9 protein-coding genes and 1 pseudogene are annotated in these 13,039 nt (G+C 63.0%); all 10 read left to right on the top strand.

The window, feature by feature from the left end:
- Positions 1–63: 63 nt before the first annotated feature.
- Positions 64–2,577, top strand: a complete 2,514-nt coding sequence (pigE, locus tag F0185_RS31580; protein WP_167232292.1) for a prodigiosin MAP biosynthesis aminotransferase PigE — start codon at positions 64–66, stop codon at positions 2,575–2,577.
- 19 nt (positions 2,578–2,596) lie between these two features.
- Entirely contained in the window at positions 2,597–3,613 is a 1,017-nt protein-coding gene (locus F0185_RS31575; RefSeq protein ID WP_223164615.1) for a methyltransferase, read from the top strand.
- A gap of 44 nt (positions 3,614–3,657) precedes the next feature.
- Positions 3,658–3,939 (top strand): acyl carrier protein, encoded by a 282-nt coding sequence (locus F0185_RS31570; RefSeq protein ID WP_167232288.1) that lies wholly within the window; start codon positions 3,658–3,660, stop codon positions 3,937–3,939.
- On the top strand, positions 3,936–5,876 hold the full coding sequence (locus tag F0185_RS31565; protein WP_167232286.1) for an aminotransferase class I/II-fold pyridoxal phosphate-dependent enzyme: 1,941 nt from the start codon (positions 3,936–3,938) through the stop codon (positions 5,874–5,876). Before F0185_RS31570 ends, F0185_RS31565 begins: the two co-directional genes overlap by 4 nt.
- 152 nt (positions 5,877–6,028) lie before the next feature.
- Positions 6,029–7,657, top strand: a complete 1,629-nt coding sequence (locus tag F0185_RS31560) for a D-alanine--poly(phosphoribitol) ligase (RefSeq protein WP_167232284.1) — start codon at positions 6,029–6,031, stop codon at positions 7,655–7,657.
- Positions 7,650–10,379 carry a beta-ketoacyl [acyl carrier protein] synthase domain-containing protein gene (locus F0185_RS31555; RefSeq protein WP_167232282.1) on the top strand — a complete coding sequence of 910 codons (2,730 nt, stop codon included), beginning with the start codon at positions 7,650–7,652 and terminating at the stop codon, positions 10,377–10,379. The genes F0185_RS31560 and F0185_RS31555 overlap by 8 nt, the downstream gene beginning before the upstream one ends.
- A 15-nt stretch (positions 10,380–10,394) precedes the next feature.
- Positions 10,395–10,715 (top strand): RedY/HapK family protein, encoded by a 321-nt coding sequence (locus F0185_RS31550; RefSeq protein ID WP_167232280.1) that lies wholly within the window; start codon positions 10,395–10,397, stop codon positions 10,713–10,715.
- Positions 10,712–11,458, top strand: coding sequence for a 4'-phosphopantetheinyl transferase family protein (locus F0185_RS31545; RefSeq protein WP_167232277.1), 747 nt, complete (start codon positions 10,712–10,714; stop codon positions 11,456–11,458). The genes F0185_RS31550 and F0185_RS31545 overlap by 4 nt, the downstream gene beginning before the upstream one ends.
- Before the next feature lie 9 nt (positions 11,459–11,467).
- The gene (locus tag F0185_RS31540) at positions 11,468–12,619 is read left to right on the top strand and encodes a nitroreductase family protein (RefSeq protein WP_167232268.1); all 1,152 of its coding nucleotides are present in this window, start codon (positions 11,468–11,470) and stop codon (positions 12,617–12,619) included.
- A gap of 160 nt (positions 12,620–12,779) precedes the next feature.
- A pseudogene (locus tag F0185_RS31535) lies at positions 12,780–12,911 on the top strand (IS6 family transposase); the annotation flags it as partial.
- Positions 12,912–13,039 lie beyond the last annotated feature (128 nt).

Here is a 13,039-nt window from a genome sequence, read left to right as displayed (position 1 = left end):
GGGAAAACGTGTGACGGCGGCTAAATTAATGATCTCCATAAGAAACAAACATCAGGAAAAACAATGAAATTTGGATTCATCGCACATCCGACGTCGGTCGGACTCAAGCGTTACGTGAAGATGCTCGACCTGCTGCAGCGTCAATCGAAAGACCTGCAAAGCGGCTACCAACGTGACTTGTGGCGCCGCGAAAACATGGTTCCCTTCGTCGACTTCGGCCAGATCCGTTCCGCCGCCGGCGCCACCTGCGAAGGCATCGTGCACTACCTGCCGCTGACCGCCGATGAAATGCTGGCGTCGGCGCGCGAGGTGCAGGAACGCATCTTCGAAGGCATCGATACGCTGGGAAAACAAGGCGCACACCTGGTCGGCCTCGGAGGCTTCACGTCCATCATCGGCAAGCGCGGCCTGGTCACCGCCGAGCGCGCCAGCCTGCCGGTCACCAGCGGCAATTCGCTCACGACCTATGCCGCTTACAAGGCCCTGCTGCAGGTGTTCGAATGGCTGCAACTACGCCCGCAGGAGGCACAGGTGGCGATTGTCGGTTACCCCGGCTCGATCTGCCTGGCTCTGGCGAAACTGCTGCTGGCGCAAGGCTGTCGCCTCGACCTGTTGTACCGCAGCGGCAGCGCCAGTCGGGAAGAATTGCTGGAACACCTGCCGTCGAGATGGCATGCGCAGGTGACGCTGCGCGACAGCATCGACGACTGCTATGCGAACAACCGCATCTTCGCGTCGGCTACCTCGTCCGGCGATGTGATCGACGAGGCGCGCCTGCTGCCGGGTTCGATCGTGGTCGATATTGCCTTGCCGCGCGATGCGGTCCGCAGCGCGCCGCCGCGTACCGACACGCTGGTGATCGACGGCGGCTGCATGACCGCCTCGCCGCAGGTGAAGCTGGGCGGGGAATCATTGAACATGGCGATCAAGCAGCAGATCAACGGCTGCCTGACCGAGACCATGGTGCTGGCCCTGGAAGGGCGCGCCGAGTGCTTTTCCATCGGGCGCACGCTGGAGCCGGAAAAGGTGCTGGAGATCGGTGCGCTGGCTGAGCGCCACGGCTTTTACGCATTCCCGCTGGCGTCCTGGGGTGAGCGCATCAATGAGAAAATCATCAGCGGCCTGGCTCGTTACCACCGGCGCCAGGAGTCCGCTCCGGCACAGGCGGATGACGGCGAACAGCGTCGTACACAGACGCTGCAGCGCTACCGCAGCCACATCAATCCCATGCTGGCCGACTTCCTCGGCATGCAGCGCTGCGATCATGTGTTCGATCGCGCCGAGCAATGCACGCTGACCGATACCGAAGGCCGGCAATTCCTCGACATGGTGTCCGGTTACGGTTGCCTGAACCTCGGCCACAATCCGCGCATCGTGACCGATGCGATCCGCAAGTTCCTGACCGATTCGACGCCCAACTTCGTGCAATACGTGTCGTTGCCGCAGGAGACCTCAAAGCTGGCCGAGCGCTTGTGCGCGATTGCGCCCGGCGAACTCGAGCGTGTGTTCTTCAGCAACTCCGGCACCGAAGCGGTGGAGGCGGCGCTGAAACTGGCGCGTGCCGCCACCGGCCGCACCCGCTTCGTGTACGCGGAAAACAGTTACCACGGCAAGACGCTGGGCGCCTTGTCGGTGACCGGCCGCGAAAAGCACAAGAAGCATTTCCGGCCGCTGGTGCCGGGCTGTGTCGGTGTCGCTTTCGGCGATCTCGAGGCATTGCGCAGCGAATTGATGTCCGAAGAGGTGGCGGCCTACATTGTCGAACCGATCCAGGGCGAGGGTGGCGTCAAGCTACCGCCGGCCGGTTACCTGGCGGCGGCGCAGGAGATCTGCCGCCAGACCGGCACGCTGATGATCGTCGACGAGATCCAGACCGGGCTGGGACGCACCGGCCGCATGTTCGCCAGCGAGTGGGAAGGACTTGAGCCGGACATCATGGTGCTGGCGAAATCGCTGTCGGGCGGCTTGATCCCGATCGGCGCCACGCTCAGCACCGCGCAGGTATGGGATGCCGCCTACGGCACCATGGGCCGTTTCCTGCTGCACACATCCACCTTCGGTGGCTGCAACATCGCCGCGGTCGCCGGCCTGGCCGCGCTCGACGGCCTGCATCAGCAGGGCCTGGCCGAACGCGCGGACGAACTCGGCACCTACTTCAAGGCGGAGCTGGAAAAAGCCACCGAGCACTATCCGTTCATCGCCGAAGTGCGCGGGCGCGGCCTGATGCTCGGCATCGAGCTCGACAACGATTTCGCAGGCGCGGTGGAAGCCTGCGCACGCGAATTCGGCACGCGCCTGCCGGGCGACTGGCACCTGACCTACCGTTTCTTCCCGGATGAAGTGAAGCAGCACCTGGCCGCTGCGATGAGCAAGATGGAAGAGTCGCTGGCCGAGATGTTCTGCATGCGCTTCGTCACCAAGCTCAGCAATGACCACGGCATCCTCACCTTCGTCACGGCCAATAGTTCGACCGTGATCCGCATCCAGCCGCCGCTGGTGATCAGCCGGGAAGAAATCGATCACTTCGTGCGTTCGTTCGCGACCGTCTGTGAAGAAATGTCCACTTTCTTAAATTAATGGGAACCGTTACATGGAAATGAATAAAGAGCAGATCGTTGACTTGATGATGGGATTTTTCAAGACCAAGACGATTACTTCCGCCCTGGAACTGAAAGTCTTCGACGCGCTGGAGCAAGGCCCGGCAACGGCAGAAGCCATTTGCGCGCACCGCAACATTCCGCTGCAATCCGGCAAGCGCCTGCTGATCGCCTTGACTGCCATCGGCCTGCTGGCGAAGGAGGACGATCATTTCTGCCTCACTCAGGCTGCGCGCGACTACATGGTGAGTGGTTCAGCGCAATGGCTGGGCTGGCTCGGTCGCCATATCGATACCTTCCTGTATCCGCTGTGGTCACATACGGCGCAGGGGGTGCGTGAGGACAAGGATCAGCGTCAGGCGGCTTTCGGCGATGACCGCAGCTGGTTCAGCATCCTGTACCAGAACCCGCAGGATGTCGTTGATTTCCAGGAATTCCTGGGCATTTTCGCGAAACCCTTTATCGAGGGCATGCTGCAGGGATTCGATTTTTCCGGCTACAGGAAATTCATGGATATCGGCAGCGGCATCGGCACCTTGCCGATGGCTGTCGCTGCGCGCTATCCACAGCTTGGCCTGAGCATCTGCGAACTGCCGCAGGCGACCAGCTTCGTGCGCGACAAGATCGCCGAGAACGGTTATGCCGAGCGCATCAAGATCGTGGCGGGCGACGTCATCAGCGGCACCATCCCCAAGGGGGAACACGACCTGATTCATCTCGGCTGGATGCTGCACGACTATGCGCCGGACATCCAGATGCAGATCCTGCGTCACATCCACGAGGCGCTGCCGCCGGGCGGCACCTTCATCGCCAGCGAGACACCGTTGGCCGATGACGAAAGCGGCCCACTGTTCACGTCGCTGCTGTCGATCAACATGCTGGTGTCCACTGACGGCGGCATCGAATCGACCTGCGCGCAATACCTGCAACGCTTCACAGAAGCGGGCTTCGTCAATGCAAGGGTGCAAGCGATACCGGGGCCGCGCACCTTGTTCATCGGCGAAAAGCGGACATGAGCGGCTGTCAGCAACCTGAAAACATCATCTAAGCAGAGGACACCATGTTAGGAAACAAACTTCTCGCGTATATCGCGGAGAACTACCTCGGCGGCGAGTCCCAGCAGTTTGCGCTGGACACGCCCTTGCTGGAATTGAACATCATCGATTCCAGTGCCTTGTTCGATCTGGTCGACCTGCTGCGGCGGGAAGCCGGCGTGACGGTGCCTCTGAAGGCGGTCGTCCCGAACAATTTCAAATCGGTGCAGCACATGCTCGATCTGGTCGAGCGCCTGCAAAGCGAAAGCCGGCCGGCACTGGCACAGGCAGCGGGGGGAGCACGATGAATGACCAGGTAATCGACCACATCGCAACGCCGGACGCAGGACTGCAGGCGTATGTGCTGGACATGTTCCAGACCCACACCGGCTACGCACGCGCCGACCTTGTGCCGGATGCCAATTTCGAGAGCGACCTCGGGATCGACTCGGTGACGCTGGCCACCACCCTTGCGGAGCTGTACAAGGCGCTCGGCCTGTCCAGCCGGCAAAATCCGCAACACACAAGCACGATTGCGCTCGTGCTGGCGCATATCGGGCAATGCCTGGAACAGGATGGAAAGACGCTTGCCTTGCCGCAGCGACCCTGCCTGCCGGAGCACGCAGCCGATGCGCTGACGATGGCGGTCATCGCCGCCTACAGCCGGCACACCGGTTACAAGCCGGGCGACCTCGCGCCGGATGCCGAGCTCGAGAGTGATCTCGGCATCGACTCCGTTACCCAGGCAGCCGTGTTGTCCGAGCTTCCCAAGTTGCTTGGGATTGCCGCCATCACCTTTCCCGCAGGGTTGACCAGCATTGCACGGGTCATCGCGCATCTGCGGCCTCTCGTGCAGCCAAGCATGCTGGAACCGGCAGCGCCGGCAATGGCAGTGCCGCCGGCGACGGAAGAAAAGAAGTGGTCGGAGTTCATCGATAACCTCAGCCATGCTGACGCCAGCGCGCTTTCCGTGGCGGCGGAGCCGGCAGCGGACGACGCTCGTACGATGAGGGATTTCGTCCACATCCCGCATCGCGACCTGTTCCATAAGGCCCGCGAGTTCAATACCTTCTATCAGCGCAAGCAGCAAGAACAGTTGTACTGGTACGGCATGCCGCTGGAATCGCGCTGCAGCAACCGTGCGATGATCTACGACGAGGTCAGCGGCAAGCGCCGGGAATTCCTGATGTTTGCGTCGAACAATTACCTGGGCCTGGCGAATCATCCGGAAGTGATCGAGGCGATCGTCAAGGGCGTGCGCGAATACGGCGCCACGAATACCGGCTGCCGCCTGATCGGCGGCACCAATGTGCTGCACATGGAACTGGAGCGGCGGCTGGCGAAGCTCAAGGGCAGGCAGGCATGTATCGTCTATCCGTCCGGCTATTCCGCCAACCTGGGTTGCATTTCCGCGCTGGCCGGGCAGAACGATCTGATCTTTACCGATGCACTGAACCACATGAGCATCCAGGACGGCTGCAAGCTGGCCGGCGCAGCGCGCAAGATTTATCCGCACGACCTGGACGGACTGGAAAGAATCCTGCAGAAATATGCCGACCACGACGGCGGCAAGCTGATCGTCACCGACGGCGTGTTCAGCATGCACGGCGATGTGGTCGACTTGCCGCGCCTGGTCTCGCTGGCGAAGCAATACGGTGCGCGGGTCTTGGTTGACGATGCGCATTCCACCGGTGTGCTCGGCCGCACCGGTTCGGGCACCACCGAGCATTTCGGCATGAAGGGCGCGGTGGACCTGGAAGTCGGCACCATGAGCAAGACCCTGGCTGGCGTCGGCGGCTTCGTTTGCGGCGACGAGGAGGTGGTCGATTACCTGCGTTTCTATTCGCATTCCTATGTGTTTGCAGCCACGATCCCGGCGGCGGTCGCGGCCGGCCTGATCGCCGCGATCGACGTGATGGAGCGCGAGCCGCAGCGCATCAGCAAGCTGTGGCGCAACGTCCATCACTTGCGCGGCCATTTGCTGGAAGCTGGGTTCGACCTTGGGCATTCCGCCAGCGCGATCCTCCCGGTGGTGGTCGGCGATGATCGCAAGACGCTGGAATTCGGACGCGCGGCGCGTGCACGCGGCATGTATTGCCAGACCGTGGTGTTCCCCGGCGCCGCTGTCGGCGATGCGCGTTTGCGCATCAGCGTGAGCTGCGAGCACACGGCCGATGATCTCGATGAGGCGGCGCAGATACTGGTGGATGCGGCGAAGGAGGTGGGGGTGGCGGTGCGGGGATAGGTGTTCAGGTGAAGGACTGACGGTTCCTCCCCTCTGTAAGGGGGAGGCGCCCTATCCCGGATAGCCATGTGCGTGCACGGGAACGGCAAAGGACCGGTGACCCTCTTTTCTTACAAAGAAGTGAAGCCCCTCAATCTAATTGACAGAAGAACATGAGCACTCCAACCTTCACCCCAGTCATTGATTACCTGCGCACCTCGGCGCAGGAACACCCCGATCGTCTTGCATTCGTTGATCCTGACGACATCAGTTATAGACAGTTCTACCAGTCCGTGCGCCAGCGCGCTGCCCATTTTGCGCGCCATGGAACACAGCCTGGCGACCGCGTCGCCATCTGGCTGCCGAAATGCCGGGACTATGCCTTGTCGCTGTATGCGGCGATGGAAATCGGCGCCGTCTATGTGCCACTGGACGGCACCCAGCCGGCGGAACGCGCAAGGAAAATCCTGGACAGCGCCGAACCGACGGTGCTGGTCACGGATGCCGCGCATTTCCGTGCGCTGGACGGATGGCGGCGCGATACGCTGAAACTGATACTGATCGTTGATGATGTGCCGGGCGAATATGCGCCGCTTGCTAACACGGCGATCATGAAGCTTGCCGCACTACAGCCGTCGGTCGAACTGCCGCCACCATTCGCCGCCGCTGTGGACGATCTCGCCGCCATCCTGTTTACCTCCGGCTCCACAGGCGTGCCGAAAGGCGTGCAGATCAGCTACGGTAACCTGCACAGTTTCATCGCTTGGGCGCTGGCGGAATTCAAGCTGACGCCGCACGACGTCTTCGCCAACCATGCCGGTTTTCATTTCGACCTGAGCACCTTCGATTACTTCGCCGCCGCCGCAGTTGGCGCTGCGGTATGGATCGTGCGCGAGGACGAGCAGCGCGATCTTGCGGCGCTGATCGCCGGCATCCGGCGACACCAGGTCAGCGTCTGGTACAGCGTGCCGTCGGCACTCGCGCTGCTCGCCGGCAGCGGCGAGCTGACATCTGAGCTTACCGCATCGTTGCGCCATGTGCTGTTCGCTGGCGAGGTATTCCCGATACGGCAACTGCAGGCATTGAAATCCTGCCTGCCTGCGGCGTGCGCGCTGTATAACCTGTACGGCCCGACCGAGACCAATGTCTGCCTGTACTACCAGGTGCGCGACGATGACATGGCGCGCGATAAGCCAGTCTATATCGGCAGCACGCTGCCCGGCGTGATGGCGGAAATTGTCGACGCGGACGGGCAGCCGGTCAGCGGCGAACATGCGATCGGCGAACTGGTCGTTTCTGGCGCGTGCGTGACGCCTGGCTACTGGCGCCGGCAGGAACCGGCCGCTCACGTCAACCACCTGCACGGGCGGCATGCCACAGGCGACCTGGTCGGCATCGAGAACGGCTTCCTGTACTACCACGGCCGCAAGGACCGCATGCTCAAGCTCAACGGCAACCGTATCGAGCTGGGCGAAATCGAAGCGGTGCTGGGCGCGATGCCGGGTATCGCGGAAGTCGCGGTCGTGGCGGCGTGCGCGGGGGATACGCAACACATCGTTGCCTATTACACGCTGCGGCATGCCGGCGAACGACTTGGCGTGCTCGATATCAAGCGCTACTGCAGCGCCCGGCTTCCGCGCTACATGATCCCCAGGCTTGCCCGGCAACTGGAAGAATTGCCGAAGAATGCGAATGGCAAGATCGACTACCGCGCGCTGGAGCAACACACTGGCAGCACCAGCGAGAGCGCAGCCATGCCGCATGCGGACAACCGCAACGACATCGTCACCGCCGATGCATAAGCCGCCGCCTTTCGAGCCGATCGCGATCGTCGGCATCGGTTGCCTGTATCCACAGGCGCGCGGCAAGGATGCGTTCTGGCGCCAGCTGCAGGCGGGGGAGTCGCACTTTGCGCCGCTGCCGCTGGCACGTTACTGGGACACTGACGACAACGTGCGCGACCAGTTGCGAGGATGGCACGGCGCCTTTTTCGACGAGATGGAATGCGATTTCAAGCGCTTTCGCATTCCGCCGGTCTACCGCAAATCGGTATCGCACATGATGTTGATGCTGTTGCAGGTGGCGGACGAGTGCGTGCGCGATGCCGGGTATGACAAGCGCGATCTGCCGCGCGATGACGTGGCCGTTATGTGCGGCACCTGCTTCGGCTTCGACAGCACCATCGCCAACGCATTGAAGGTGGAAGGCGTGCGGCTGGCGCATGAACTTGCTGGCAGCGCCGATCAGTTTTCGCGCCTGAAGGAGGCATTGCGCGAGCGCTTCGGTTCCTCCTCGCATGACCGGGTCGGCGAAATGGCAAGCAGCATTCCGGCGCGCATTGCATCCTTCCTGTCGCTGCGTGGTCCGGTGCAGGCAATGGAATGCGCGGATGCGACCGGCTACGCGCTGCTGGAGGCGGCCAGCCTGTCGCTTCACAGCGGCCAGAGCAGGGCAGTCATCGTCGCCAGCGGACAACGCATCGAGAGCCTTCTGACGCCGTTGGCACTGGCAAGAAAGGGTTTTACCGGCGCCTGCGGCGGCCACCCTTTTGCGCAGGACGGCGCAGGCACGCCCATGGGCGAAGGCGCCACCGCGCTGCTGCTCAAACGCTTGTCCGATGCGCGACGCGACAACGACCGCATCTACAGCGTGCTGCGCGGCATGGGTGCGGCAAGGCAGGACGTGCCGGGGGCATTGGCGTATGCAGTGGATGCCACGGCGGCGTTCCATGTGATCAATGAAGCTTGTGCACAGGCGGACGTGACGGCGGCGGCGCAACAGTATATCGACTGCGTGCTGCCCGGCATCGGCAGCCAGGCGCCGCAGTTGTTGAGCGTCTTGAGCGATGCCTGTGCGCAAGGCAAGCAGCGGCCGCTGCACCTTGGCGCCAGTGTCGCCACATTCGGTCATACCTTTGCCAATGCGGCACTGGCCGCGGTAGCGGGCAGCAGCCTGGCCTTGCACGAAAAAATCTTGCCGCAGATGCGCGGTTCGGCAGCGCTGCATGCGCGTGCCGGTATGGCGTATCCCGGTGCCGCTATTGCCTGGCCTGGCGACGCGCCGCAGCTTGCCGGCGTCTTTGGCAGTAGCCTGACCGGCGTGCAATGGCATCTGCTGCTGTCGGCGCCCGACAGTGCCAGTCATGCATTATCGTCCGATATGGCGCCTGCGCAAGAACAGCAGGAAGCGATTGCGATCGTCGGCATCGGCGGTGCCTTCGGTCCCTGCAGCAATAGCGCCGACTTCGCGCAGCGCCTGTTCGACGGCCTTGATGCAGTGCAGCCGCTGCCGGAAAACGTGCTGCCGCGCGCCGCCTATTTTGGCGAAGGCGAGGCCGCTGTGCTGTCGAGCTATGCGCAATACGGCGCTGACCTCAAGCGGCGCGAGCATTACGATGCCGGTCTTGCCGCATATAAAATATTCCCGAAGCGCGCCGCCGCGCTGGATATCGCGCAAAAGCTGACCCTGCATGTCGCCGCCGAAGCACTGGCCGATTTCGGCCTGGCGCACAAGCGCGGCAAGCTCGGCCGCACCGCGGTGATGGTCGCCTCCAATCTCAGCCTGGGCCGCGAGCGCGAACTCGCGTGCCGGCTGCACGCGCCTGAACTGGTGCGCACCTTGGGAAGCGCGCCCGATGCCGCTACGGCGGACAAGGGCATCGATCATTTCACGCTGGACGGCTACCTTGCCAGCGGCAGCGCGGCACTGGTGTCGGCCTGCTTCGGCCTTGCCGCGATGCCGGTCGCGGTGGAAGCGGCCTGCGCGTCGTCACTGGCGGCGTTCAACAATGCGGTGCTGGCCTTGCGTCGGCATCGCTACGACCTGGTGCTGGCCGGCGGCGTCGAATTGCCGGCCAACCTGCGCGATCTGGTGCTCTGTTCGTCGCAAATGATGCTGTCACAACAAAGGATTGCGCCGTTTGCCGAGCATGCCGACGGCTTCTCGCCGGGCGATGGCGCGGCGCTGTTCGTGCTCAAGCGGCTCAGCGATGCGCTGCGCGACGGCGACCGTATTCATGCGACGATCACCGGCGTTGGCGGCTCCGCCGATGCAGTGTCGATGACCGCGCCCGATCCGGACGGGCAGGCGCTGGCGATGCGGCGCGCCTTCGCGCAGGCCGGCTATGCGCCAGCGACCGTGCAGTACGTCGAAGCGCACGGTACCGGCACGCGCCTGGGCGATCTGGCGGAACTGACGTCGATCGGCAGCGTGTACGGCGGCGCGCGCGCAGTGCCGCTGCGCATCGGTTCGGTCAAATCCAACATCGGTCATACCTTCGCCGCCGCTGGCGCCGCCGGCTTGCTGAAAACGGTGCTCGCCTTGCAGCGGCATGCGCTGCCGGCCACCTTGCTGCGCCGCCGGATCGATCCGCAGTTGCCGCTGGCGGGCATCCCGGCCGAACTGGTGACCGCCAACACGCGCTGGGATGCGATCGATGGCAGCCGGCGCGCGGCGGTCAGTTCCTTTGGCACCGGCGGCATCAATTACCACCTGCTGCTGCAAGCGGATGGCAGCGTTCACTAACCACGGGAGTCTCACATGCAATCCATCGTCCATAAAATCCGCCTGCTTGACATCGGCCATGCGCAGGCTTTCGAAAACTGGGTACTGGACACCGACTATGCGACCTGTCCGGAATTGCCGAGTGTGCGCAGTTTCGACGTGTGCCGGGTCAGTAGCGCGCATGATGCGCCGTTCCACTATATCGAGGTAATCAAGGTGAGCAGCAACGAGGCATTCGAGCGCGACATGGGCAGCGCGAGCTTCGCGCGGCTGGTGCAAGGCTTTTCCACGATGGCGGAAGTGGTGGAGGAAGTCGCCGGCACGCAGCTCGGCGCCGGTTACCGGGCGCCTGCATGAGCGGCATTGCCGCCATCATGTTGCCTCAGACGGAAACGCCTTGCACAGTGGGCATCGGTGACTGCGTTGTCAGCGCAGTGTCGGTCGACGCGGTAGCGCGGCGCGAAAATGATCCTGGTTATCTCGCACGCATGTTTGGCAATACCGAGCGCGAGCGGCTGCACGGATTGCGGCTGGCCAAGCGGCGCCGCGAATGGATGGCCGGGCGCGTCGCCGCCAAGGCCGCATTACAGCATCTGCATGCGCAGGCCGGTGCCGAATCGCCGTTGCATGCGCTGGTCATCGGCAACAGCAGTGCCGAACATAATCGCGGCCAGCCGGAGGCAGCCGGTGCCCATGTCAGCATCAGCCATTCGCACGGATATGCGGTGGCTGCTGCCAGTGCTTATCCGGTCGGCATCGACATAGAGCGTGTCAGGCCGTTTCCGGATGCGGCACGCGAGATGGCATTTACTGCGCATGAATTGCGCGTCAGCGCCGCCGGCGGCGATGCCGTCCGTACTGCGGTCTGGGCCTTCAAGGAAGCCTTCATGAAGGCACACGGGAAAAGCATATTCGGTTGGTTTGCCGACATCGAGCTGGAAGCAACCGGCTGCGACGGCCGCTTGTCATGGCGCGTGTCGCCGCGCCTGGTGGCACAGTTGCCGAGCAGCCAAGGATCGCAGCTGAGCGGCTACGGCGGGCTGATCGGCGATTACGCGCTGGCGCTGGTAGGACAGTGCGTGTCACACGGGGACGGGTAAAGGACGGTTATGGAATTTGAAGAAAACCTGCTGCAAGCAGTCGACATTGCGCGCCAGGCGCCGTCGTCGCACAACTGCCAACCATGGAAGCTGGTGCACATCGAAGACAGGCGGATGCGGGCGCAACTCATGCCGGCACATGCTTGGCCGGAGCACGGGCAGTTGCTGCTGCTGGGCATCGATCGCAAGCGTACCTTGAGAGCATTACCCAGTCTTGCGCTGGAAATGCAGCTCAGTTGCGGCATGTTCCTCGGCTTGTTGAGCGCGGCCTTCGATGCGCTGGGCTTTGACTGCAACTGGCACTGGCTGGATACGCTCGATACACAGGCCCCGGCAGCCATGCCGTTCTTGCAATCGCTGGAACAAGGGCATGGCTGCCGGGGCCTGGTGTTGCTTGCTCTGCAGCCGCAGCGCGTTCCAGATGCCACGGCATTAGCCGGATTGCAAGACAGCGTCCGGCAGCGCCGTACGCATCGCGCGCCGTTTGCCGAGGGCAGTTGCAGTGACATGGTGCTCGCGCAATTGCTGGAACGGCACTGGCCGGAACAGCTGACCGGGGACCAACTGCATATCCGGGTGGAACGCAGCCCGGCCTTCATTGCCCGTGCCGCCGATTTGGTACGGCAGTTCGCGGCGCTGGACTTCTCCAGCTACCGCGCATGGAAGGAAACCTACCGCTACCTGCATTTCGATCCGCGCAAGCCGGCCGAGGACGGTTTTTATCTGCATAGCCTGATGGGACCGATGTCGCCGCTGCGTACGCGCATCATGCAATGTGTGCTGGCACCGGAGGTCATGCAAGTGCTGCGCATCGTGCGCGTGCCGCATAAGATGGCGGCGCAACTGGCGGCGCTGGTAGAAGACTCAGCGCAACTGCTGTCGTGTAGCCTGCCGTCGGACGAGCTTGCATCGCCGGTGATGGTCCAGGCCGGCGCGCGCCTGATGGAAGTATGGCTGAACGCGCAGCGGCTCGGCCTTGCGCTGCACCCGCTCAGCGTGATGCTGCAGCACGACCGGGCGCGCGGTGAATTGCAGCGCCTGGCCGGCGGCGACCGGCGCATCGTTTTCTTCGCGCGCCTCGGTGCGATCAGGCAGCGGCACGGCGAATGCCTGCGTAGGCCACTTGCCGCCATCATTGCAACCCACGGCGAGGCAGTCTGATCCTCCCGCCATCAGTAACCGGTAAGCCCGCGGCGTTATGTTCATCGGCCAGCATGGCCAGCACAATCTCCTCACGGTCAACAACACGGGGGGCTGTCATTAGCGAACGTCGGCGGGGCAATCATGTAAACTGCGGCGCCCGAACCCAAGACGAATCGACATGCTCAACGTCAAAGGGATGCGCTTTCCTATCGATGTGATCCTCGTCTGCATCCGCTGGTATGCCGGCTATCCAATGAGCTACCGGCACTTCGAGGAAATGATGGAAGAGCGCGGCGTGTCGGTCGACCATTTAGCCTGAATGTTTCATAAACTGCCACCGCAGTGCCGGTTCGGCGATACATGAGCTCCCCAGTGACGATCACGATGTCGCGGGCAATAGCCCCCTACCCGATTGAACGGGACATCGAATGGAGCGGT

Origin of the sequence: Massilia rubra (genome assembly GCF_011682065.1) — a bacterium.
Classification (GTDB): domain Bacteria; phylum Pseudomonadota; class Gammaproteobacteria; order Burkholderiales; family Burkholderiaceae_D; genus Telluria_A; species Telluria_A rubra.
Note: the sequence above shows the minus strand (reverse complement) of the source record. Positions and strands in the feature narration are given on the sequence as shown.